The sequence below is a fragment of the Neobacillus camarae genome (genome assembly GCF_054950115.1).
In genome coordinates, this window is the sequence record NZ_JBUCKX010000005.1 from 438258 (window position 1) to 463212 (window position 24955).

Consider the following 24955-nt stretch of genomic DNA (forward strand, 5'->3'; position numbering starts at 1 on the left):
CAGCCATCTCTTTTTGCTTTTCCCACTTGCATTATGGAGCAGCCAATTCTACTTTAATCCGGTCCGGGTCTTCGAAGAAAACCGCATAATGCTGCGGGCCGCCCGCGAATGGGTGTTTGTCTTGGTATAGAATGGAGACGCCCTTGTCGATTAACCGCTGGGTCATTTCATCGACATGCTGCCGGGAACTCGCATAAAACGCCAAATGATTTAGTCCAACACGGCTCCTATGATAGGGGATTTCGAGAAATTGACTGTCTGCTTGCACAAAAACCAGATACGTCTCACCCAACTTCCAACTTTTTCCGCCCTTCCACTCCTGAAAAGCCGTGTAACCCAATTCTTCTAACAGCCAACCCCAAAACCTTGTCGACTTTGATAAATCTGATACATTGATTTCAATATGGTGAACCAGTCCTTTTGCCAACTTTACTCTCCATCCACCCTTTTTAAAAACTCCCCGATGACTCTTAAAAACTCCTGAGGCTCTTCCATATATGCCATATGGGCACTATTCTCAAATACGTGGAACTTGGAACCGGGAGTCAGACTGCTGTAGTACTGGGTGGTTTCCGGTGTTGCTTCATCATAGAATCCGCACGTAAATAGTGTTGGGCACTTGATTTCTTTTAGTTGTGAGGTACAATCAAAGGTCTTTAAATTCCCTGTTACGGTAAATTCAGACGGGCCCCACATGAGATTATAAATCTCTGGGTTTCGGTATTGGTCACCATTCTGCAAATGCTCAGGTTTAGGGATTCTCCGGACAAAATGTTGGCTAAATACCTCGATGGCCTGATTAAATTCTTCCGAGTCTGTTGTCCCGTTTTCCTCGCAGCGCTCAATCGTTTCCTGGACCTCAACAGGCAGTTTTTTCAAGTTCCGTTTTTGGTCCTGTTCCCATAATGGGGCACTGAGGCAAGGACTTGAAAAAACAACGCTCTTCACACCTTCCGGCTGGGTCAAGCAATAGGCAGCCGCAAGTGTGGTTCCCCAAGAATGGCCCAAAATATGGACTTCTTCAAGGCTGAGCGCTTCCCGTAATTGACCGACTTCCTCCACAAACCGCTCAAGACGCCATAGCGAGGAATCTGTCGGCCTATCGGACCGGCCGCAGCCCAGTTGATCGTATAAAATGACCGGCCGGTCTGCTTTTAAGGCTTTTAAATCCTGCAGCGAATAGGAAGAAGAACCAGGCCCCCCATGTAAGATGATGACCGGTATCCGTCCTGTGCCTTCATCATATTTTTGGTACCAGACCCTTCCCCCGGTTACGTCGACTAAGCCTTCTTCATACATGTTATGTACTCCCTTCCGTTTCTCTTAAAGAATCTAGCAAAATCCTAGCTTGGATTATGCAATTATTTTACAATGTTAACATAGACCTTGAACAGTTTATCGCCTTTTTTGACACCAAGCAGTCATTTTTTACCACTTTTAATGATAAAATCACGATTTTTCTAAAACTTTTGTATGAGTTGAAGGAATTTTATCGAGAGAAAAGAATTATATATCCAATAATTGCTTTTTAAGGATGTTGTGCCTATGGAAACAAACAGAAGCCCTGTTGATTATCGAAATTTAATTCCAAAACAAAATGGATTTTTATTCAAATATGTCAAAAAAGACAACCAGTTTATCCATACATTTGCAGAAGGGGATTTCCTAGTGGAAGCCGGTTTGGACCCTGCTTATATTGTTGGGAGGAGCTTATTTGACTTTTTTCCATCGGAGGTCGCCATCCCGAAAACCGCCTATTATGAAATGGCATGGAATGGGACACCGGTCATTTATGAAGGCAAGATAGATCATCATTATTATCTTGCTTCCTTAAATCCTTATATCGTGGACGGTATAACGGTTGAAGTCGTAGGAACGGCTATCGATATCACGGAGGAAAAATCAACCGAACAGAAGCTGCTGCAAATGGAAAAACTTTCTCTTATAGGGGAACTGGCCGCAGGGATCGCCCATGAAATACGAAACCCATTAACATCAATTACTGGTTTTGCCCAAATGATGAATGAAACGATCGAGGATACTACGTTAAAAAGCTATCTTGGAATCATGCTGGAGGAATTGAACCGAATTAATTCGATTGTCAGCGAGTTTATGGTCATCGCGAAGCCCAACGACCAGTTGCATTTTACACAAACGAGTGTGGTTCCGTTAATCAACAGTGTTTTAAATTTTATGAAACCACAATTAACCTTAATGAATATCGGAGTAACCACTTATTTTGAAGATTCGGTTATGGCCTTTTGCGACCAAAATCAACTAAAACAGGTATTAATTAACCTGATTCAGAATGCCATTGAGGCAACTACTGTGCATCATACCATTGATATCTCTTTAATTAATGCCAGTCAAGAAAGTTTTATGATTAGGATAAGAGATTATGGCTGCGGAATTTCAGAGGAAAGGCAACAACGATTATTTGAACCGTTTTATACGACCAAAGAAAAAGGAACAGGCTTGGGTTTGATGGTTTGCAAACGGATCATCGAAAACCACCATGGCACAATTGATGTCCAAACAAAATTGAATGAGGGCACGACGGTAACCATACGTTTGCCAAAAATGTTCGTTGAATAAGTCTGCTCCATCGGAACAGACTTATTTATACGATTACTGCAAAACACTTTTTTAATGATACATCGACTGGATTTTCTTGAGGTCGCCCAGTAAAAGCTGTGTCTCTGCTTGGCTTAATTTAATTGGAATTTGGTCATACAGGGTGATAATTTGTCCTTCAGGGTCACTAGCGTGTTTGGTTAAATAACTATAAAGCCTTGTGAATTGGGCTGAATTAATGGTCGATTCTGTATAGAAATGCTTGAAACTCTTTAAGGAAAACTCATTCATACTTTCATCAAATTCACCCGAAATCAGGTTCCCCTCCAGTTGCATAGAATTACTCCCTCCGTTACTGAATTGTCTTAATAAGTAGGATATCCAAAAATAAAGAAGACCTTCATTTCAAAGGTCTTCTCCGCCATTTATTTATTTAGAACAATCGTAATTTCTGAAGCGGCTTTATCGGCTCGTTCCCTGGCCATATCAATGGATTCACCGGTACTCAGCGCAACAGCCATGCGGCGTCCGGGTTTTGTTTCAGGTTTTCCAAAAACACGGACTTGCGTATGAGGACTGGCCAGTGCTTCTGCAATGCCTGTTATGTGATAAGATTGAGACTCTTCTGCCGCTTTTACGGTATGGCTAGCGCCAGGTGCCAATAATTGAACTTCATGAATGGGATATCCCAAAACAGACCGAATATGCAAGGCGAACTCGGAGAGGTCTTGGGAAACCATCGTCACCATGCCCGTATCATGTGGACGCGGCGAAACTTCGCTAAAGGTAACTCCTTCTTCTGAAAGAAACAATTCAACTCCGAATAGTCCATAACCACCCAAGGCATCTGTTATTTTTTTGGCAATTTGCCTTGCTTCCACAAGCTGTGACTCTGGCATTTGATGCGGCTGCCAGGATTCAATATAGTCCCCATCTTTTTGGATATGGCCAATGGGCGGGCAAAAAGTAGTGCCGGACACAGAACGGACAGTTAATAGAGTGATCTCCGAGTCAAAGTGGATAAATTCCTCGACAATGACCCGCATTTTTTGGGCGCGTCCTCCGGTGATGGCCGCATTCCAGCAGCTTTCAATATCTTCCAGTGAACGGCAAATGGTTTGCCCTTTACCTGAAGAGCTCATGATCGGTTTAATGACACATGGCAACCCAATCTCCCTGACAGCAGTCTGCAATTCTTCTAGTGTGTTAGCAAAAGCATATTTGGCAGTGGGAAGCCCTAGTTCTTCACTAGCCAAACGCCGAATCCCTTCCCTGTCCATTGTCAGGTTCACGGCTTTAGCAGTTGGGACGATGTGAAAGCCTTCTCGTTCAAGATCCACTAATGTTTCGGTCGCAATGGCTTCAATCTCTGGAATGACTGAATCCGGTTTTTCCAACTCGATCACCTTGCGAAGCTCTTCCCCATTGAGCATATTAACCACATAAGAGCGGTCCGCCACTTGCATGGCCGGTGCATTAGCATAACGGTCCACCGCAACTGTCTCAAGCCCCAGGCGCTGTGCCTCCATAACAATCTCTTTCCCTAATTCCCCTGATCCTAGCAGCATTATTTTCTTTGTCTGGCAGCCATTCATGTTAAAAGACATAATTCTCTCCCTAATGTTTGTGTTTTTTCTATAATAACGCAATTTCCAAGGTTCATCAAGAAATATTATTCGCTTTAACACGAACTATGATATTAAAATCCATGTTTTTGTTCGTATATATCCGTTTATTTATTCTAATATTTATTGGTTATTTTTTTCATTAAAAGACAGATAATAAAGAGATAATCCAACAACAAATGGTGGTAAAAATGAAGAAGCGCAGACATCTTATAAATAGAAATTCAGTCCCTTTTCTAATTTTAGCCCTGATTCATTTCATCCTGCTATTTCCTTTAATACAAAAGAAAAGGAACAAAAACACGTGGATTTTACTGTTGTCAAATATTGGGTTTGCTTACTTATTCGAGTACTTCGTTTTAAATTTATTTAAGGCCTACAGATATAAACCCTCTGTTTTCAAAAAACGCTACTTTGATAACATCTTTGGGGCAATCCTATCACAGGGTGTGTTCGTTCCTATTGCTTCGACCTTTTTAACGGTTTTCCAAAAAGATTGGAAATGGAAAGCCTGTTTTTCTTTATTTTATTTTTTGATTGAAAAACTTTTTTTGCGTTTAAAAATATACAAAGAAAATTGGTGGAGTCCTGTTTATACGTTTATTTTAATCCTATGTTATTTTATTCTTAGTGATTTTTTCTTCAAAGGATTAAAAGCTCCAACAAATGGGTTCAAAAGAGTTCCCATTTTTATCAGTAGAAGTCATTGGGATTACCTTTATGTTTGTGTTGGCCGCCAAAAAGAAAATCCGGTTTGAATTTGGGCGTATTCACTCGTGGAGAGAACATTTCCTCATTGCCCCTCTCTATAGTCTCTTACTGACGTGTCTATCTGTTTTTGCTACCGCTAAGCCCGGTTTGGTTTATCGCCTGCAGCGTCTGTCTATTACCGTGGTCATTGATTTGGTATTAATTAAGTTAAAGATATTGAAGATTAAATGGAAAGATTACCCCATGTATTTTTCCATGCATTCATTAATGGAAATACTTTCGAGATATTTGAATCATCTCCTTAATAGAGAGAAGAAAGCGGCCAGGCATGAGCACGGCCGCTTTCTATATTAAAATAAGTGGGTAACGAACATAAAAATAAACGTCATGATTAAAAAGCCAATCATAAAATATCCGATATATCGGATGCCTTTGGGCAGGGAATGCAAATTGACTTTGGTCCTTCTAAAAACTCCTCCTCCTTCAATCCTCTGAAGGTTCTCTATGGGTGTATATATTTGATCATTTTCCGGGTTGGGTTGATTTTCGATTGGCTGGGTCTCATGAATCTTTTTAATTATACTCACCTCTTTGAGTTGATATCGTTCAACTATGTGTACTTCTGTTTTGTTTTATCTAAATCCTTCCATTTCATTGCATTTTCAAAATTTATTAAAAAACATGCCGTACACCTTTCTTAAACTCATGTTAAAATTAACAAAGCGAATTAAAAGGAGCCAACTGTGACATGAATAAAATCGAAGTCATCGCACGTAGAATACTGGGCTGGAAATTAAACGGCTGGGATAAATGGTATGATTATGAAAAGAACATGTTCATTCATGATTTTCAACCTGAGCAAAACCTTGAGCATTCCATGATAATTGTGGAAAGACTTAAAAGCTTGGGGTTTTCGTATACCGCAAAAGGGGAATACCAAGTATGCTTCAATGACATATGCTCTACCGGTCATTCATTGGCTGAAGCGATTACGAATGCCGCCTACTCGCTTGCAGATAACAGTTCAATTGATGAAGGATGGCTTTAATAATAAAGAAAACTAACGGCCATTGGAGTCTAGGCCGTTAGTTTTTTGGTTATTTCACAATGAAACCACATGCTTTATTTCACTCTCAATAACCGCAAACTATTTAAGGTAACAATCAGGGTTGCACCCATATCGGCAAAAATCGCAATCCATAGGGTTAACCAACCGGGTATGACTAAAAGTAATGCGACGGCTTTCAATGCCAAAGAAAATGTGATATTTTGTTTGATGGTCGCCAAGGCTTTGCGGCTTAATTTAATGGTATACGGCAATTTCGTTAAATCATCAGACATTAAGGCAATATCAGCGGTTTCAAGTGCAGCATCGGTACCTGCCCCGCCCATGGCCACGCCCACCGTAGAAGCAGCAAGTGCAGGCGCATCATTGACACCATCGCCAACCATTGCTACTTTTTGATGGTGGGCCCTTAACCCTTTGATCAAATTCAGCTTGTCTTCCGGCAGCAAATTTGCCCTTATATCAGATACTCCCAAATGTTTTCCGATTGCTTCGGCCGTCCGCTGATGATCCCCTGTCAACATGACCGTCTTTTCAATTCCGAGCTGATGGAGTTTACGAATCACTTCTTTTGATGATTCTCTCGTCTCATCTGCCACAGCGATTAATGCCAGAATCGTCTTTTCGGTTCCGAGAACCATCACCGTTTTGCCTTCCGATTGCAAGCCTGTGATTTGTTGGCTGGTCCCATGGCCAATTTTTTGATGCAGTTCTTCAAAAAGCGCTGGGCTGCCCACATAGTATACGTTGTTATTTACGTTGGCACGGACACCTTTCCCAGTGACCGATTGAAAGTCTTCAACGGATAGTTCATGATAATTTAACCCTTTATTTTCCGCACGTTTTAGGATGGCGGAAGCCAAAGGATGCTGCGACCCGCTCTCAATGGCCGCGGTAATCCGCAAGATTTCATCTTCCTTACCGCCATACGCCACGATATCCGTCACGGTCGGCATCCCTTTTGTTAAAGTCCCCGTTTTATCAAAGGCTATCACCTTTAAGGAACCCGCTTCCTCTAGATGAATACCGCCTTTAATCAAGACTCCATTTTTCGCTGCATTACCAATAGCGGTTACCACAGCAACCGGAGTAGATACAACCAAGGCACATGGACAGCCCACCACTAAGGCAGCCAATCCTTCATAAATCCAATCATTCCAGTCTCCTCCAAAAAACAGTGGTGGAACGACAGCAATAAGGAAAGCTAACACTATGATGGCTGGAGTATAGTATCTGGCAAATTGGTCGACGAACGCTTGGGATGGCGCGCGTTCTGCCTGGGCTTCTTCCACAAGATGAATAATTTTTGATAGAGTAGTATCTTCCACTCGTTTTGTTACTTCTATCTGCAACAAGCCCTCTTCATTTAAAGTGCCGGCATATACTTCATCACCGATGGCCTTCAGAACCGGAACCGATTCCCCTGTAATCGATGCTTGATTGATGGTGGAGGTGCCTTTTACAACCAAACCATCCATAGCCAGTTTTTGTCCTGGTTTGACAATCAAAATATCACCGATTTTAATATCTTCTACTTCTACGACCATTTCTTCCGGACCACGGCGAATCAAGGCTTCCTTTGGAGCCATATCGATAAGGGACTCAATTGAACCACGAGCCTTATCCATCGAGTAGCGTTCAAGTGCCTCACTAATCGCAAAAAGAATAACCACCGTGGCTCCTTCGCCCCATTCGCCAATGATCGCCGCTCCAATGATCGCAATGGTCATAAGGGTTTTCATATCAAACCTTAATCTGGATAGGTTTTTCATTCCGTTTAAGAATAATGAATACCCTCCAATAAGTATGGCTAAAGCATAACCCCCTATGGATAAGGGATGCCCATCCCCATAACGTGTCCCCAGAAACCAGCTTATGACAAGCAAGATGGCCGATATATAGACCTTGATGTTTTCTTTTTGCTGCCAAAAAGGGGCGCGTTTCACCTTTTTCTCATGCTCGGGGCGCACCTTTAAGTTTTCAAACGCTCCAGCTCTTTCAAGTGCTTCAATAGTGGTGTTTCCACTAACCGTTATTTTTGAGGCGCCGAAATTCACATTTGCATCCACAACACCATCCAGGTGTTTCACGTTCTTTTCGAACGTTTTGGCACAATTTGCTCATGACAGGCCTTGGACACGATAGGTTTTAGTCTCTTGCTCCATCACCTTTGCGGCTTGTTCAGACATACCTTTTTCCCCCCCTTACGTCAACAAAAGCAGTATTTAATGGATAAAGTATAATCTACTAATAGAAGGATATTCAAGCGGGTATTTGAATGTTCTTTTTTCCTTGCTGCCTTTATCAAAAAAAGGTTGGACTTTTGAAAAAAAATACATGGCCCGGACTGGCTGCTAGTTGGTTCATGTTATACAGCTGATTTGTTCTTTATAAAGTTTGATTTATCGCTTATATTGCTCTTCATAAGAGGTATTTTTTATTTTTATTAGTTTATCAACCCAACTTACCCGTTTATCAACGCACTTCGCCTTTCTATCAACACTTTTCAAGGCTCTATCAACCAATGGGAACCTTTTATCAACCAAGTTCCTACTCCTATCGACACTACCTTTTTTAATAAGAAAAGGCTTGACCGGAACGATCAGCCTCATCAACCTGTTTTCTCTTGATTCATGATATCCTCAGTGTCGCCGATTTTCCCCACGTAATCTATTAGAAAATGAAGAACGATCAGCGGAATAATTGAGTTTAATCCTATATATATTAGAGCAAAGAACAAACCGACTAGGGAAGTCCTAACCACATTCGAGACACCTTGATAGGTATGAGCCAAGCCGAATAAAACGGAGGAGGCCACCAATATTATCCACAAGGAAACATCAGGGAACAATTGTGAAAGGGCAAAGATAGAAAATCCGCGGTAAATCATTTCTTCAGTGATACCGGCTGTCCAGGAAACATAGGTCCACATTTTCCGATCCTCTATTGTCTTTGGCATGATATCCGCGAATGTAGTTTTTTCTATCTGTTGCTTTTGAATCTTCACCATTTCCCTTTTCACTTTTTGGCTAACCTTGGAGCCTATCAAATAATATAGCAGGCCAAGTACATAACCAATCCCAAGACCAAACGAAAGATAGGTTACCCATTTCCCTAGGGGGGCAGGATCAACATGTATACCCGATAATCCGATATCTTTTAAGGTTAACGGTCCAAATCCAATCAAACTTAGAATCAATAAGGCGGGGATCCAAAGACCTGCCATGACTTTCTTATAATAGCTGACTCTTTCATTTGAGTTAAGCCGCACCTTGGCTTTGAATTTTTGATAATCAAAGTACCCATAAATTGGTTCGTACGTAACCAGAAATATCAACAGCAGCCAATACCAAACTTCCGTTTCTTCCGCCTCCTTACGCTTGCTTCATTTTTATTAAAGCGTGGAAACCATCTTTATCGTCAACCGTGAAAAAGATCCTGCTGACCGAACGAGATTTTCCAAATAGACGTCTATACTCGAGTGGTTGTTTTAATACTATTTCGAAGGTTGGACCATCAAACGCTAATAGTGACAGGTCTAGAACAGCTTTACTTTTCCGGTCTGTTTCATAGTGGAGGTTTCCGTTCATGATCTCTTGGATGTCGGAGGTCGGGATCACGATTCTTGGCCGAACCCCAATTTTTAATAACAGTTCCTCCTTCTTGACAACTATGGGGTTGGTTGAAACCGCTTTTAAGTCTGCAATCAGAAAAACGATAACGGAGATGCCTAAGACTAAGTGAATCCAATGGATAATGGGGTTCCAGTTATACAATAGAAATGATACCCCGACAGATTCCAAGGCTGTAACCGCTAGCATGGCCCAGATAAAACCGCTATACCCACTTTGTTTGTGGTACGTAAAATAAACCACTTCTTCACTTGCATACTTTGTTTTCAACTCTCTTCCCCTCCCCAATAATATTTAACCCTCTATCGAACTGACAATATCGTGGAGCTTTTTTAAGATCTCGTGATATTTTACAATATCTTCTTTTGGAAGCCGCATAAAATACTTTTCCAACACCATTTCATCCGTAGTGGTTAATTCTTTGAAAAACTGCTCGCCGTTTGCATCTAATAAAACAAATACCTCTCGTCGGTTTTCTTTATTGATTTCCCGTTTCACATATTGCTTGGCTTCAAATTTACGGATAAACTGACTGGCAGCACTTGGGGTAGCATTGATGATCTCAGCTACCTCATTCATATTCAGCCGTTTCTTCTTTTCCAAGATGTTCAATACGAGAGATTGTTTCGATGATAAATCATGCTCGTCCAGGATTTTCTTATACTCTTTTATAAAAATAGACTTAATTTCCTCTGAATACTGATTGGCTTCGATTAAAATTCTCTTCAAATCCATTTCAACACACCTTACATTTAAATTTCGTTAATATTTAATTTAAATAAACATTTAAGCCTTCTTAACTATATTGTAAAGGAATAACCATTGTAAATCAATGGAAAGTAAGGAAAAATTAAAATAAAAGGCTGTTTTAAATAGGATTGTTTATTTCCGCCTCAGTCTATAAACAAACCCGCGGGCGGATTAGGGGTGCCTTCACGGCCCAGTACCCCCGCAGGAGTCGAACGACCTCCGTACCCATCAACAGAGTGTTAATAAAATCAAAAATATTGTTTAACAAATCACCATAAAAAAAAACGACAGATACCTGCCGTTCCTTTTGTGATGATTACATGATTTGTTCACTTGCTTTTGCGTGATGGGATTGATCTCTCCTCGGTTTGGAATGAAAAAACCATTTGATCATTGGCGGTGTGACGAGAGTCGTGGCAATCACGACCACTATGATACTGGCAAATAACTCTTCAGGTATTAAATTGGCCTCCTGTCCGAGGGCGGCGACAATTAAGGCCACCTCACCGCGGGAGACCATCGCAGCCCCGATTCCCATCGAGCTGTTCCAGCCAAATCCGGCCAGCTTGGCACCTGCCCCCGCTCCAATAAACTTAGTTAGGATTGCAAGGATACTTAACCCGACAATGAATCCCCAATTGCTGAGAATACCGGTGAACTCGGCGGAAATGCCGATAAAGGTAAAGAATACCGGAACAAAGATGGAATAGCTGATGGTCTCCACCTTTTCAAATATTTGCTGTTTAAACCCAGTCACACCAATGGCGACACCAGCTATATAAGCCCCGATAATATTGGCAACCCCTGTGTATTCCGCAAAATAGGCAAATACGAAACAAATAAACATGGCAGCAGAAATAACCGGTTCACTTACCTTTAATGAGCTCGCTTTTTTTAATAACCACGGGACTGCTTTCCAAGCAGCCAAGATAGCCGCGCCGAAAAATAGCACCTTCTTCAGAACAACAGTGGTTAAACTGACCTCCCCGCCTGCAAAACTCATTAAGAATGCTAAAAGGATCATAACGACCACATCATCGAGAACGGCGGCCCCAAGAATGGCCGTTCCTTCCGAAGTTTTCAATTGGTTCATCTCTTTCAATGCTTGAACCGAGATACTCACGCTTGTGGCTGCCAGCATTAATCCTAAAAACCAGGATTGATAGGAGGATAACTCCATCAAGATTCCTGCAGCATAACCCAGAAACAGCGGGGCAATGATTCCGCCAAACCCAACAAGGGTGGATGCTTTTCCTGACCGTTTAAATTCATCCAGATCGGTTTCCAAACCGGCCATAAACATTAACAAAATAACCCCGATTTGACTGAAGGCCGATAAGGTATCACTTTCATGAATGAATCCTAGGACTGACGGCCCCAGCAAAACCCCAACAATGAGTTCCCCTAAAACCGATGGCTGGCCAAACCTAACACTTAAATGTCCCGCAAGCTTTGCTGCAACTAAAATAATCGCCAATTGAAGAATGATAATCAATAAACTTCCACCTCTCCCTTAGGAAATGAAACAACGAATAAAAACAAAAAAAGCCTGCCACCAAAGGGCATAAAAACCCCTTGGTGACAGACTCCTCCGTTTTCGTTGCTATATAATTATAAAATAACTATATCATATTTTGGATCAAAATGATAGTCCTGTTCTTCCTATATTCTTCTACTTTTGTAGGCGTGCTTCCGTTTTAATATGGACACCTGCGGCTAATCATTGCGGCCGAGACCTTCTTTTTTCCCTTTGGTTAACGCCCTGCGGTCACTGGCTTTTGGGGGTTCTTCCAACCAGCCATTTTTGATTAAAAGATTGGCTCCATCCTCGGCAAATCTGATCAATTCCGCTGTGAGGCCCAGGTATTTTTCCGCAAGATCCGTTCTCGAAGTGACACTTAAGGCCGTACCATAAAAACCAATTGCTACCTGTGTGGATAATTGGATTTGGTACATAAGCATTTTATCAGAAAAGGGAGATTCGGTTGAATTGGTCACATACGATTGCCAGGATACAGGAGAATTCAGCTTTTCTTCCCGGAAAATTTTTTCAAATGTGGCAATGTGTTTGTTTGATATCTCCATCCCCCTATTAATATATTGCCTCACCTCTTCAGACGAAGCGACTTGGCTATACCCCACCTTTAGTGCAACATGCATATGCATCTTATTCATATTGAAAGTAATATCACCGATTTCCGCGCTTGTTAACGGGCGGCGCTCTCCAAACCAGCCGGTTATAAAACTCTTATGTTTTACAAAATCAATTTGTTCGGACGGAGTGATAACGGGCGGCCGATTGAAGATTCCTTTATTGAGCATCGTATCCATGATTTTTTCATAAAGCATCATGGTCTCGGTATTCACAGTAATAAAATATTGTCGCAGATCCGCCCGAATGGAGGTACTGACAGAAAGCGCATACCCGGTGAGACCTTGCAGATTCATAATATATAGGTAGTACAAATAAAAAGGATCTTGGAACAATCTTTGGGCATGAATATTGACATCTTCCTCCGTGAAACCCATAGGAATCGGAAAATCCTCCCCCTTAAAGAATTCCTTCACCCTTTGGATATGGCTCTCGGAGAGATCCAGTGATTTTTGGTAAATTTCAATGATATCCTGATCTTCTATATGTTTGAGCGCATATTTAATAAAACAAATAGACATCGTTTCAAACATATATTGTGTCCAAAGACTGGAAATTTCCGGGGCGGTTAATCGAATTCGGGTAGGGTCCATATCATTCAATCCTTTGCATAATATGGTTTTATTTTCCCAATACTCGAAAATAATATTCCCTGATCGTTTATAAAAAGGAAACATTTTCTACTTGGGCCCAATTTTTTTGGTGTGTTTCATATCCTAAAAGAGAATACTATATATAAAATACCTATTTGGGAGGGTCTCATGATGCCAGAAGAAAATATGCCCCTATTTACGGCTGAATTTTTTAATGAATTGGTCAAAGAAATTAACAAACAATACGGGTTCCCTGAGACTGAGACTGAACAATCCGCCGAAGCGAAGACCGATGAATCATAAAGCTTTTCATTCATAAGACCACGCTGGTTCGGTGCGGTTTTTCATGGAACTTTGACTTTTCATATGGCCTCAAACTTGTTATGATGAAATAGGAAAAAAATAATTCGCAGGTGATAACAGTTGGAAGAGAAAAAATACGATTTAGACCAAATCTATGATTACAAAGAAAATCCCGATATAAAAGACGGCCGCTGCGACAACTGCGGAAACACATTATTCAAATCATCGGTCAAAGAAGGCAATTTTATCAGGGAGTGCCGCCAATGTGGAATGAAAAAAATAATTTGAATAAAGAAAACTCGCCGATTGGCGAGCTCAGAGGGCTTTTGACAGAGGCGTAGCGGCACTTACGCCTGATAAGAAAGCCTTACTTTCCTATCGGCCAAAAAAGGGCTTGCCGCAGCAGCCCTTTGATTACTCTGTATCTCTTATATCGGAAAACGGATAGAAGACAAATTCACTTTTTCCGATAATCGCACTTTTATTTATTAATCCTAAACCGTTGCGGCTGTCCTTGCTGAATAGCCGGTTATCTCCCATGACAAAGTATTTATCTTGCGGAACCGTTAACGGCCCAAAATCACCCGTTAAAAGACTTCCCTTTTGTTTCGCGATTTCACGATTCTCTGAAAGGTAGTTTTCTTTTACTGCTTCTCCATTGATAAACAACTGGTCACTCTTCATTTCGACGGTGTCTCCAGGAAGTCCGATGACTCTTTTTACATAGTTTTCTTCTTCCCCTTTAATAATAATGATTTCTCCCCGGTCAATACCGCCAGTGACTGGTAATCTCGCTACAAAAATCTTTTCTTGATTATGTAATGTCGGTTCCATGGAAGCTCCTTCCACGATGTAGGGAGCAAATACGAAGGTCCTGACAATAAATGCGATACCTAAAGCAACCAACAGTGATTTTCCCCAGCTAAATAACTCCTTTTTGACTTTCGAACTCATCCCATCAACTCCATAAATTTCCTTTTATTAAGATTTCTCTGTTGATTAACAAAAATCCTTCCGGAAATTGTAAAACGATTCGCCTATCAATGAAAGAAATCAGTAGTTATAGAATTGGACGGCGCCCGCAATGATAAGGTTACAAAAAATAAGAATATTTACTAGTTTTTTAGATTTTGACTGTGTTAAATTTGGCTGTTGATGGCAGTGAAAGACACTCAGCTAACCCGCGGGCGTGCCGGGAAGCCTCCCTAACCCCGTACTCCGACAGGATTCGAGCTTATCCGCTCCAATCACAGAGTTAAAAAATCAGCCTTATCGTTTAACAGAGCCTAGATTTTTAGTAAAACCCGTGAAAATAAAACAGGCAATAAATGCAACGGCTGTCACTACGATTGCCAAAACCAAGCCTATTGATCTCATAAATGTATCTTCACCGGGATAGGCCGGCTCCAGTGTCACCAGCCAATATACAAACGATAAATTCGCCAGGACATAAAAGCTGCTGCCGACCGTGGCTAGTTTCAAACGATTGGGTTTTGTGCCTTGCCAGGATTTATTGATGATGACCCACAACATGATGCTGCCCCACACGGCGAAAAATAGGACCAGCAAATGAACGAATGGGATGATGAAATAACTTAAAAGAAGCAGAATCAGAATGGTTAAACCGAAAAGGGCCGCATTCATCCCAAATAAAAAGGCCCCGGCAAACCAATGATTTTGATACCATTTTGCACGGCCCAGCATTTGGAGCATACGATTATTCTCCTGAAGCATGCCGATTATAGGCTTTTTTAGAAACAAGACCGTGATGATCCCGAACAACCCGATGACAAATATCAAAGACATGAAAGTTCCCCCATTTTCAAAAGATTCCCCTTTTAGCCAGCATGAAACCGATAGAGGCAGCCATTGCCATTGAACCAGCTTAAACGGTCAAATCATTTTCAATTTTATATTTCAACACATTTCTGACGAGTTCCTGGAGAATGGCGGTAAACAAGGCGATGACCAAACTGACAAAAACGATGACAAATCCCATAATGGCGATACCGGGGTGCAAGGCGTTTAGAAAGGACAGAAAGACCATTCCGATCACGTACAAAATCAAAATGACTATCGCGCTATTCTTAATCTTTCCAAGGGACTGTACGGCTGGTTCAGAAAATGCATCGTCAGCCTCTATGTACCTTAATAACTTAAACGCCTGAACTAATGCAAAATAAAAGGGGACCGCGGTAAGGAAAATACCGACAAGAACAGGAATTTGCAAATAGCCATACTCCGGATTCAGCTCTGCCGCTTTCTCGGCCAAGCCGGGCAAAAATAAGCAAAACGCAAGTACAATCATTCCAATAATAAAAATAGCTGATTTTAATGTCAGGATGGATCCCCGTTTCATAAAGCACCTCACTGTTTCTTTGTTATGTTAATATTACAATCTTATTTATCGTTTTTCAATAAATTTTTATCATATTTTATATTTTAATTATTGTTTATCAAAAAAAGCTGACCTCATTGGGCCAGACTTTTTTAATAAAATAAATTAATTGTGAAACTTACACCCTTTATGAAACTCATAAAACCATAGCGCGCATTGATAAGTGTCTTCCCACTCTGACTGATCCTCCAGTCCCCAACAGGCAGAAAGGATGGACATGGCGATACCAGCCTTCAGCAATCTTTCACGTTCCAGTTCCAACAGGTCAACTAATGATTCGATACGTTGCTTCAATACTTCTTTTGGATTGGGCTGATGGTGCAGTTGATTGATTAAAAAGGAAATAAGATCAAAATACCGGTCGCCGGCTACTCCCTTCGGATCAATGGCTATCCAGCCATGATTTTTCGAGTAGAGAATGTTCTCGTGGTGCAAATCTCCATGAAGCAGTTCATTGCCCTCCGATGTTTTTGTTAGGAAGTCAAAACAGCCTTGGGCAATATGTACCATTTCACTAGGGATTGGGCCTTGATCGTTGGGAAACTGATTTTGATACCGTTTAAGTCCTGCAGCCCAATCAAGAATGGATGGATAATGGGAGTTAACCGGTAATGGCCTGCGAATCGCTTTCCAAACCTTTGCATAATGGATAATGGCTTGGTTTTCGTCTGCTTCGTCTGACAACATAGTTCCTGGAATCATCTGTTCCAAAACCATCGCTCCCGTTATAGGGTCGGAATTGATCAGTCTCGCACAACCTTCCCCATTGTATGCTTCCAGCGTCATGATTTCGTTTTGAAAATCAAAGTTCGGTACACCCATTTTTAATATGACCGGAATACCTTTTGCATCCACTGCTTTTATCACATAATGATATGATAGATTATGGACCGGTCCGTTAAGCTTCAGCTCCCATTTATTTGCGCATGTCTGAACCCTTGACTCCAAAGTTTTCAGCCAGTCTCTGCCTTCCTCTCCAAAGGCACCGGCAATCTTTTGTTCGAATGAAGTTGGAATGTACATCGGTCTTTAGATCTTCCTTTCGCTGAATGGTTTGTTTCTTTAATTTCGAGATTATTCTTTATATTCCTTTTCAAAAAAAGAAAGCTGCCATTTTGGCAGCTTCCTATTTCTTACCCGTCCTAATCTTCTTTATCTTTCTTTTTATCTTTTCCCTTTTTCTCCTTTTCCTGCCCCTTTCCTTTTCCTTTACCTGGGGCTTTCACGGCTTCTTGTTTGGCCTTTTCCGCCTCTTTTTGGGCCTTTTCTGCTTGTTCTTTGGCTTTCTTCTCTGCCTGTTCTTTGGCTTTCTCTGCTTCTTCTTTTGCCTTTTGCTCGGCTTCTTTTCGCTTTTGAAGCTCTTCCTGATATTTTTTCGTAATCGACGATACTTCAAATTTTTGTTGGGTAAACTCTGACCCGGTTTTTGAGAGTATTTCTTTAAAGAGGACAGGTGCCGTTCCGCCGCTTGAATTGGTAAGATAATGGTTTTCATCGGTTTTGTCGTAGCCTAACCAAATCGCTGCCGTTAGGTTAGGGGTATAGCCCACGAACCAATGGTCTTTTGCACCGTCATTATTGGCAGAGGGAAACTGAGTGGTCCCCGTTTTTCCTGCGATATCAGCCCCTGCTATTTTCGCTTTGATCCCTGTCCCTTCATCTATAACGCCTTTTAGCATGAAGGTGATTTTTTGGGCAATATCTTTGTCGATGACTTTTCTGGCGTTTTTTGCCCATTTTCCAATTACTTTACCGTCTGCATCTTCAATTTTTTGGATGGAATGGGCCTCCACCATCAATCCATCATTGGCGAATGTGGAGTAGGCCTGCGCCATCTTTAACGGCGAGGTACCCTTGTTCATTCCGCCAAGGGCAATCCCGTAATCGTAGTCTGCCTCCTCTAGTGGAATGCCAAAGCGTTCGACCGCCTTTGTGCCTTTTTCCAGCCCGATTTCATGTAATAACCATACCGGAGGAATATTATAGGAATGAATGACCGCCTCATACATGGTCACCGTTCCGCGGTATTGCTTGTCATAATTCTCCGGCTGATAACCATTTAGATTGATTGGCTTATCTTCCAGTTGGTCAAAAATATCATAGCCTTGTTCCAACGCAGGTGTATATACCGCCAATGGCTTCATCGTCGAACCTGGCTGCCGTACCAATTGGGTGGCCCGGTTAAACCCTAAAAGGGTATGCTCGCCCCTGCCGCCAACAAGTGCCTGAATCCCACCCGTTTTTGGATTGATAAAAATCGCCCCGCTTTGAACCAGTTGGTCGGACTGACTTGCCGGAAACAGACTATCATTTTGATATACCTGCTCTGTCGCCGTTTGGAGCTTAGGATTTAATTCCGTGTAAATACGGAGTCCCCCAGATAAAACCTCACTTTTGGTCAGGCCATACTTCTTCATGGCTTCCTGAATGATGTTGTCCACATAATACGGGTACTTGCCGTCATACTCGTCATCCGATTTTTTACTGTTTAGGACGATGGTCTGATCCTTCGCTTTTTCTACGTCCTTTTGGGTAATGTAGCCTTCGTGTTTCATTAAGGATAAGACCACGTTGCGTCGTTCAATCGCCTTGTCCATATTCTTGAATGGCGACAAAATCGACGGGGCTTTGATTAAGCCGGCAAGCATGGCGGATTCGCTTAGCGTCAATTCACTAGTGTCCTTGCCAAAATAAGTCTGGGCCGCCCGCTGGATTCCCCATGCACCCTCGCCAAAATAAATTTGGTTCAGGTATCTTTCCATGATTTCATCTTTAGAATAGGTACGTTCGATTTTTTTGGTGATAATCAGTTCTTTGATTTTTCTTGTGTACGTCCGTTCTTGTGTCAAGAAGGCATTTTTAGCCAGCTGCTGGGTAACCGTACTGCCTCCGGCGACAATCTGTCCGCTAAACAAGTTTCTAATAAACGCACGGGCAATCGCAACATAATTAATCCCGCCATGCTGGTAAAAGCGCTGGTCCTCGGTTGATATCACCGCGTTTACCATGTTTTTAGGAATTTGTTTGAACCCGACACCTTCTATATTGGATATAGAGATTTTACTGGCAATCTCGCCCTTTTGATCGTAAATAATCGTTGGCTGTGGAGCTGGGGTGTTCAATTTGCTGACATCGGTTCTCCATATTAAAATATTGACAATCAGAAGACAGCATATTGCAGCAATGATGGCTGCCAACAGAAGCTTTTTTATCCAGCCTTTTGATAAAAATTGTCCCCACACCCGTTTAGACGCTCTTTGTTGCTGTCGTAATTCTGCTCTTCCCACGTCTAATTCCACCTCTATGACTCTAGTTTGCTATTTAATACATACTGATTTATTTTATAGCGAAACCTTGTAAAGTCAATGAGGAATAAGACTTACATTTTATGCAGACAGCACTGGATAGTCTTTTTCTAACAATCCTCATGGTTTAAAGGCCTTGGTTTTGGTACTAATATTTACCATAACCTATTTCCTTATTAAACTTACATTATTATAATGGCACATCGTGATGCAGTTCCTGTTTTTACGTTACTTTACACTGGTTTTTTATAAGATCAGGGGAACGTAGAATCCGTCTACGCTACCCTGACCCCGGCTTTTTATTCGGTTTGGGGCACGTAGAGTCCGTCTACGTTACCATGAGACCCTGTTATCTCCTAGTTGGGTAACATAAAGACCCTAGGCCTTTTTTTCATCGGCATGGAAAAATTAGAGGCTCCGCGTAACCTTTATATTATTTTATCTGCACAAACACATACGCCATAGCGCTTTTGCCAGGTGTATGGGTATCCCGTTGAAAATCAAGCGATTGCAAAAAGACAGTCAGTTTCGCCTGCCCGTTTTCCTCGGTAAAAGTGGCTTCATCCGTTGAAATGATATTTTCCCCCTGGTAATCGGAAAACTTATCAAAAATCTCATCCGTGTGAAACACAATAACCTCTTTATTATCATTGCTTAATAACTTGATATCCACTTTTCCGTCACTGACATCTTTTAATAAAATATATGCCTGCCCACTCTTTTCTATCTCATACCGTTCATCACCATTGTTATAGGTACCGGAGAGATCCATTTGAATAAAGAAATCATGCCCGGTAATTCGTAAAGGAGTCGGCTGCTTTACAGCAATGAAAGTGTAGTTATTAAATTTATCCGGTTGATTATATTCCCCAAATCCAAAGGTATCGCGGAAATCTTCGTAAAAATTAAAATCCTTCGGCAAAAAGGCCAGCTTTTTAGTGTAATTCATCATATTCAAATATTGCACAGCATTGGTAATCTTCTTCTTGTCTTGGTCAGGTATCGAGTCCTTGGGAACCACCTGATTGTCCTTTAGCATATCATTCTTCACTAGCACCTGTTCGAGCATCCGGCTCTGACTGATTCTACTGACAGTAAACGCGTCCACTGGAGGTAAAATGGATACCAAGGCAAACACTAATAGAATCGGTGCGATCAGTCCATTTTTCCGAACCGGAATCACGCTTAATAAAATTCCGGTGATGACCGCAAAAATGCCGAACAGGATGACGAAATACCGGGTATGCGTGATTCCTGACTCCGTGACCGATATGATAGAAGAAGCAATCTGAAAACTGACAATCGGAACAAGCAGTTTTGGAAATACCCGCCTAAACAATAGCGTAAACTTGTTATCAATCTCACTAGCTAAAATGTAAACAAGAATGACAGTAATGGAGTAAGAAACCAGCATCGGCTCTAACAGATTATCAGTCCAAAACTTACCCCCGATATTTTTTACGATATAAGCCACTAAAATCAAAGTAAACACCGCAATTAAAGGAATTACGATATAGGAGATTAAAATGGTTAAAAACTTAGGACTTGATGATGCTTTTTCAACTTCCTCTGAGTGGTTATTCCCGTGATACACCGGAATAAGCGAGAGAAAATACATCGGGGCAAACAAGGTGAACACGAGATTGGCGGCATGCGGAAAAGCGTTTTGATCAATCGTGGTGATTAACTGGTCGAACGCAAAAAGGATCATGCTGACACCAGCAAAAATCACGCCGGAGAAAAACAGGGAAACAAACAGGGATTTGAAGCTAATCATAAAACTTTGATTAAAATTAATCGGACTTTTGATAACAGGTACCCAAATAAACGAAATAAGCAGGGCAAACAAGGCAACAGCCGTTTTTATGTCTATTTCCATACCGAGTTTGGGGGCATTCATAAGGATGAGGTAATAGCCGGCCGTAAGCAAAACCACAATGGTCATTAAACTTAAACGGGAGGACCACTTGGCAAAAAATCGTTCAAAAACAGTCTGTGCAACGGCACTTAGCATGGCACCCACCACACAAGTTAACAGGAACTTCGAAACGTCCTTGCCTGAACCGATATTATTTGCATTCACGATGGCAGCGGCCAAAAGAAAGAGGGTTGTTAACGGAAAGCGCGCAACCGCCTTATACAGACCGGAAAGCCTTTGGGTTAGTTTGGTCATCCATTTCATGATCTTCAATCCCCTGTTCTATAATATAGTCATGATAACTTATGAACACCGTACTGCCGTTTCAAATTTCTTACTTTAAATTTATTCATTTCCCTTCATACAAATTATACCATTTGAAACAAATTACATATACCATAATCATTTTGGATTACGACCTTCTAACTATAAATAGCCAAAAAAGGGCGGCGGAAACCTAAAGATTAGGTCTCCATCGCCCTATTTATTTCCATGTGCAAGTGCTGGTATTAAATGAAAGCAGAACAAACCTTATTCCGGCCTGTCTTTTTCGCGTTATATAAAGAATCATCGGCCTGTTTGATAAATTCATAAGATGATTGAGTAGTTTCAAGGTAGGTAGAAACACCAATGGAGGCCGTTACCTTAATGGCATCCCCGTTCGGCAAAATAAACGGATGTTTCTCTACCGCGGTACGAATCCGCTCGGCTGCTTCCAATGCTTGCAAGTAGTGGCAATTCCGTAATAAAACGGTAAATTCTTCCCCGCCATTCCGCGACACTAGATCCTGTGAACGTGAGCAGCTTGAAAGAATCGCGCCTAATTGCCTCAGCACTTCATCGCCTGCTTGATGGCCATGCGTATCATTGACCTTTTTAAAATGGTCAATATCGATAAGCAGCAATGATAATTTTTCATTCTGGTCATGGGCCTTTTTAATGCTCTCATTTAAGGCCAAATCAAATTGCCGGACATTATTCAAACCAGTGAGAAAGTCAATTTTGGATTGCAGTTTCATCTCATTGAACATCGTATTGGATTGCACAATATAGGCTGCCAAGAAAAAAACTAAGATTCCGGCAATGGTTGTGACCAGCCAGTAATTAAACAGCAAATTATATACATGCCTCGAAAAGCCCAATAAATAGAGGAATCCTAGCGTAAAGGCAGCTAAGCTGTAGGTGCCCATTAACGTCCATTTGATAAAGTCTGTGCCCTTAAATTTTTTCGTGATCAAAGCTGAAACAATTGCAATGCTGAACATGATGCTGATCGTAACCATGTAAGTAGAAACAGTGCCGTTAAAAAACACAACCCGGCTAATGCTGATAATGATGACGGAAATAATAGCCGTTGTAAAACCGCCAAAGTAAGCTGCGAGAAGAACAGCAATATGCCGCAGGTCCATAATAATCGCAGGCGTAATCTGAATACTGAAAATCATTAAAACCGATCCCAAAATCCCTGATAATACACCTAATTTAAACTTTTGCCGAATCGTATTTATTTTAGGGTTGCTTTTAAATAAACTTCCACCCACAAACAGGAAAGTTATGACTATACACGCATGAATAAAAAGGTCTTTAAACATCAGTCTTATTCCACACCCAAATCAAAATAATAATTAAATCCATTTTAGCATAGCCATTCTACCATAATAGAATGGTCTGTGAAATCTTATCGAATTAACACGTTAAAGGGGTGGGGGCCTGTCCCCCACCCCTTTAACGCACTAAAGTATACGTACTAAATTCGTTGGGGATCTGGGTCAGGGATCCCGTGGGTGTGGTTCCAGAGGTGACCCCGGCGTTTTTGGCCTGCGAGTGTGGTTTCAAAGAAGACCGCTTTTAGCGGCTCCACCACCAGCGGGATATCATGGTGCTGTCCTCTTCCTGTTAGGATGCAATCACCGGCCGAGACAATAAACTGCCTCCCTTCTGTTACGACCACCCCTATGCCATCATAAAAAATGTAGTATTCATCGCAATCGTGATAATGATTATCGAACTTTGTATTCCTTGGATAATCAACAGGGTCGCCATGGTTACTTGGTTCCATAACAGACTCTTTGCTGAATAAGCCAGAACCACCCCGTTCCTCTCCCCAAACACCGCACATCCGGACCAAAATGATTTCACTTGAGGCAGCTTTCATCCGGCAAGTATCAAAATCATCACTATTCCAGTCGAATTGGTCTCCCGGATGAGCTTTAATGGTGCGATGATCTATGGAGAGTTCACAAAGTCCTTCACATAGGATCCACTTTTCTTTTAAATTGTTTTCGTAGCTGGTGAAATCATAGGATTCTCCTGCCTTAAGTCTGATAATTTCATAGTATTTCATCTCAGCCCACTGTGGCAGCAGAGAACTCATTTTAATTAATGGCACGATGACAAGCCTTCTTTCTTCACAGTCTTAAGAAATATCTTTTTGAAGCTGGATACCTTTAAATTTGCTCTCCAATACTTCTCCAATAATATTTCGATAAAATGGTTTCAATTCCTTTAAATACAATAGCGAAGCTTTAATCTGTTCATAAAGTGAGTACCTGTCCATCATTTTTGGTACTCTATCAATAGGGATTTATCGTTATTAGGCTGATTGATAATTGGAGGTTTAATGATTGAAATTAAGTGTTCTTGATCAATCTGTTTTAACAAAAGAAGACTCAGCAAGCACCGCTTTGCAAAAAACCGTGAAGCTTGCGCAAATGACGGAGGAGTTGGGGTATACCCGGTTTTGGGTGGCAGAACATCATAATACCAATGGACTGGCAGGTTCCTCTCCGGAAGTCTTGATTTCACATATCGCATCCCATACAAAAAGAATCCGTGTTGGGTCCGGCGGGGTTTTGCTGCCTCAGTACAGCCCATATAAGGTTGCGGAAAACTTCAAGGTGTTGGAAGCATTGTTTCCGAGCCGGATTGATGCAGGAATCGGACGGTCTCCCGGCGGTTCTGCAACCACCCGCTTAGCGTTGACAGACGGAATGAGAAAAAGCTTGAATGAATTTCCGAGACAAGTGAAGGACTTGCAAGGATTTTTTCTAAACGATTTGCCGGAAGGTCATCCGTACCATGGCGTTCAAGCTTTCCCTGTCACAACTGGTGCGCCTGATATTTGGATTTTAGGAATCTCTCATCGTGGCGCAAGGTTGGCTGCAGAAACCGGCACAGCTTTTACCTACGGACATTTTATTACCCCAGTGAACGGAGAACGGGCATTAAACGAATATTTTACAAATTTCCAACCCTCCCCTCTTCTCGCGGAGCCGAAAGCAAATGTCTGCATCTTTGTCGTCTGTGCTCCTTCCCAGGAACAAGCTGAGGAACAGGCTTTAAGCCAAGATTTGTGGCTGTTGGCTGTTGAAAAGGGGAACGACACAAGGATTCCGTCTGTGGAGGAAGCCAAGGCTGCCTCTTTAACAAACGAAGAACGGGCAAGAATAATAGAAAATCGGAAACGGACAATTATTGGAACGCCTAAAAAGGTGAAGGATGAAATTCTTCGGCTAAGTGAACGATACCAGACCGATGAATTTATGATTATCAATAATGTCTTTCATTTTGAGGATAAAATGAGAACCTATGAATTATTATCCAAAACCCTCCTTTGATAAAGGAAAATTTTAAATCTGTTCGTTTATAGTAACGGGGTTCCGTTAAGGATGAGAAACAATACAAATAGAGTATCAATCACCAGACTAATTCGTCTAGCGATTAGTTCAGCTTTTTTATTATTAAATCAACGTTTATAGATATTTAGTGCATCATTTAACGAGGTAAATAACAAGCAAATTGACAACTGGACAATAGTTATTGTTCAGCGGAAAATCACTCTGTTCATTATCCGGTTATTCAAACTATTTTCCTAAAACAAAAAGCCGATAAAAGAAATTATCGGCTTAAAATTTTACTGTTACGCAAT

The 24955-nt window shown here is 41.5% G+C and carries 24 protein-coding genes; 6 read left to right on the forward strand and 18 right to left on the reverse strand.

Features of this window, described 5'->3' with window-relative positions:
- Positions 1 to 31: 31 nt before the first annotated feature.
- Both ACY8D0_RS27030 and ACY8D0_RS27035 read right to left on the reverse strand, forming a co-directional pair.
- Entirely contained in the window at positions 32 to 427 is a 396-nt protein-coding gene (locus ACY8D0_RS27030; RefSeq protein ID WP_462413547.1) for a VOC family protein, read from the reverse strand.
- 2 nt (positions 428 to 429) lie between these two features.
- Positions 430 to 1299, reverse strand: a complete 870-nt coding sequence (locus ACY8D0_RS27035; RefSeq protein WP_462413548.1) for a proline iminopeptidase-family hydrolase — start codon at positions 1297 to 1299, stop codon at positions 430 to 432.
- Positions 1300 to 1545: 246 nt separating this feature from the next.
- Between ACY8D0_RS27035 and ACY8D0_RS27040 the strand changes: the two genes are divergently transcribed.
- Positions 1546 to 2595 carry an ATP-binding protein gene (locus ACY8D0_RS27040; RefSeq protein ID WP_462413549.1) on the forward strand — a complete coding sequence of 350 codons (1050 nt, stop codon included), beginning with the start codon at positions 1546 to 1548 and terminating at the stop codon, positions 2593 to 2595.
- A gap of 51 nt (positions 2596 to 2646) precedes the next feature.
- Here the strand turns inward: ACY8D0_RS27040 and ACY8D0_RS27045 are convergent, their stop codons facing one another.
- Positions 2647 to 2910, reverse strand: coding sequence for a hypothetical protein (locus ACY8D0_RS27045; RefSeq protein WP_462413550.1), 264 nt, complete (start codon positions 2908 to 2910; stop codon positions 2647 to 2649).
- A gap of 89 nt (positions 2911 to 2999) precedes the next feature.
- Entirely contained in the window at positions 3000 to 4181 is a 1182-nt protein-coding gene (gene purT / locus ACY8D0_RS27050; protein ID WP_462413551.1) for a formate-dependent phosphoribosylglycinamide formyltransferase, read from the reverse strand.
- A gap of 684 nt (positions 4182 to 4865) precedes the next feature.
- Between purT and ACY8D0_RS27055 the strand changes: the two genes are divergently transcribed.
- Both ACY8D0_RS27055 and ACY8D0_RS27060 read left to right on the forward strand, forming a co-directional pair.
- A complete protein-coding gene (locus ACY8D0_RS27055) occupies positions 4866 to 5264 on the forward strand; it encodes a hypothetical protein (RefSeq protein ID WP_462413552.1) in 399 nt (132 codons plus the stop codon).
- A gap of 394 nt (positions 5265 to 5658) precedes the next feature.
- Positions 5659 to 5958: a BC1872 family protein gene (locus ACY8D0_RS27060; RefSeq protein WP_462413553.1), complete on the forward strand. Its 300-nt coding sequence runs from the start codon at positions 5659 to 5661 to the stop codon at positions 5956 to 5958.
- A 74-nt stretch (positions 5959 to 6032) separates the two neighbouring features.
- On the opposite strand, the gene ACY8D0_RS27065 is transcribed toward ACY8D0_RS27060, so the two are convergent.
- The 6 genes from ACY8D0_RS27065 to ACY8D0_RS27090 form a co-directional block, all read right to left on the reverse strand.
- Positions 6033 to 8165: a heavy metal translocating P-type ATPase gene (locus tag ACY8D0_RS27065; RefSeq protein ID WP_462413554.1), complete on the reverse strand. Its 2133-nt coding sequence runs from the start codon at positions 8163 to 8165 to the stop codon at positions 6033 to 6035.
- Positions 8166 to 8587: 422 nt separating this feature from the next.
- Complete coding sequence (locus tag ACY8D0_RS27070) at positions 8588 to 9313, reverse strand: CPBP family intramembrane glutamic endopeptidase (protein WP_462413555.1); 726 nt, start codon at positions 9311 to 9313, stop codon at positions 8588 to 8590.
- A gap of 37 nt (positions 9314 to 9350) precedes the next feature.
- Positions 9351 to 9878, reverse strand: coding sequence for a hypothetical protein (locus ACY8D0_RS27075; RefSeq protein WP_462413556.1), 528 nt, complete (start codon positions 9876 to 9878; stop codon positions 9351 to 9353).
- Positions 9879 to 9902: 24 nt separating this feature from the next.
- Entirely contained in the window at positions 9903 to 10343 is a 441-nt protein-coding gene (locus ACY8D0_RS27080) for a MarR family winged helix-turn-helix transcriptional regulator (RefSeq protein ID WP_462413557.1), read from the reverse strand.
- 331 nt (positions 10344 to 10674) lie between these two features.
- Complete coding sequence (locus tag ACY8D0_RS27085) at positions 10675 to 11850, reverse strand: cation:proton antiporter (RefSeq protein WP_462413624.1); 1176 nt, start codon at positions 11848 to 11850, stop codon at positions 10675 to 10677.
- Positions 11851 to 12074: 224 nt separating this feature from the next.
- Positions 12075 to 13103 carry a DUF3231 family protein gene (locus ACY8D0_RS27090; RefSeq protein ID WP_462413558.1) on the reverse strand — a complete coding sequence of 343 codons (1029 nt, stop codon included), beginning with the start codon at positions 13101 to 13103 and terminating at the stop codon, positions 12075 to 12077.
- Between the two features lie 168 nt (positions 13104 to 13271).
- On the opposite strand from ACY8D0_RS27090, the gene ACY8D0_RS27095 reads away from it, so the two are divergent.
- Positions 13272 to 13406 carry a hypothetical protein gene (locus tag ACY8D0_RS27095; protein ID WP_462413559.1) on the forward strand — a complete coding sequence of 45 codons (135 nt, stop codon included), beginning with the start codon at positions 13272 to 13274 and terminating at the stop codon, positions 13404 to 13406.
- A gap of 120 nt (positions 13407 to 13526) precedes the next feature.
- Positions 13527 to 13694, forward strand: coding sequence for a DUF8096 family protein (locus ACY8D0_RS27100; RefSeq protein ID WP_462413560.1), 168 nt, complete (start codon positions 13527 to 13529; stop codon positions 13692 to 13694).
- A gap of 126 nt (positions 13695 to 13820) precedes the next feature.
- On the opposite strand, the gene lepB is transcribed toward ACY8D0_RS27100, so the two are convergent.
- The 8 genes from lepB to ACY8D0_RS27140 form a co-directional block, all read right to left on the reverse strand.
- Positions 13821 to 14360: a signal peptidase I gene (gene lepB / locus ACY8D0_RS27105; RefSeq protein WP_462413561.1), complete on the reverse strand. Its 540-nt coding sequence runs from the start codon at positions 14358 to 14360 to the stop codon at positions 13821 to 13823.
- Between the two features lie 315 nt (positions 14361 to 14675).
- The gene (locus ACY8D0_RS27110; protein ID WP_462413562.1) at positions 14676 to 15212 is read right to left on the reverse strand and encodes a hypothetical protein; all 537 of its coding nucleotides are present in this window, start codon (positions 15210 to 15212) and stop codon (positions 14676 to 14678) included.
- Between the two features lie 79 nt (positions 15213 to 15291).
- Positions 15292 to 15765 (reverse strand): DUF2975 domain-containing protein, encoded by a 474-nt coding sequence (locus ACY8D0_RS27115; protein WP_462413563.1) that lies wholly within the window; start codon positions 15763 to 15765, stop codon positions 15292 to 15294.
- Positions 15766 to 15909: 144 nt separating this feature from the next.
- Entirely contained in the window at positions 15910 to 16827 is a 918-nt protein-coding gene (locus ACY8D0_RS27120) for an aminoglycoside phosphotransferase family protein (RefSeq protein WP_462413564.1), read from the reverse strand.
- 119 nt (positions 16828 to 16946) lie between these two features.
- Positions 16947 to 19046, reverse strand: coding sequence for a transglycosylase domain-containing protein (locus ACY8D0_RS27125; RefSeq protein WP_462413625.1), 2100 nt, complete (start codon positions 19044 to 19046; stop codon positions 16947 to 16949).
- 496 nt (positions 19047 to 19542) lie between these two features.
- On the reverse strand, positions 19543 to 21291 hold the full coding sequence (locus tag ACY8D0_RS27130; RefSeq protein ID WP_462413565.1) for a DUF4153 domain-containing protein: 1749 nt from the start codon (positions 21289 to 21291) through the stop codon (positions 19543 to 19545).
- A 245-nt stretch (positions 21292 to 21536) separates the two neighbouring features.
- Positions 21537 to 22619: a GGDEF domain-containing protein gene (locus ACY8D0_RS27135; RefSeq protein WP_462413566.1), complete on the reverse strand. Its 1083-nt coding sequence runs from the start codon at positions 22617 to 22619 to the stop codon at positions 21537 to 21539.
- Positions 22620 to 22774: 155 nt separating this feature from the next.
- A complete protein-coding gene (locus tag ACY8D0_RS27140) occupies positions 22775 to 23416 on the reverse strand; it encodes a cupin domain-containing protein (RefSeq protein WP_462413567.1) in 642 nt (213 codons plus the stop codon).
- Positions 23417 to 23651: 235 nt separating this feature from the next.
- Between ACY8D0_RS27140 and ACY8D0_RS27145 the strand changes: the two genes are divergently transcribed.
- Complete coding sequence (locus ACY8D0_RS27145; RefSeq protein WP_462413568.1) at positions 23652 to 24644, forward strand: LLM class flavin-dependent oxidoreductase; 993 nt, start codon at positions 23652 to 23654, stop codon at positions 24642 to 24644.
- Positions 24645 to 24955 lie beyond the last annotated feature (311 nt).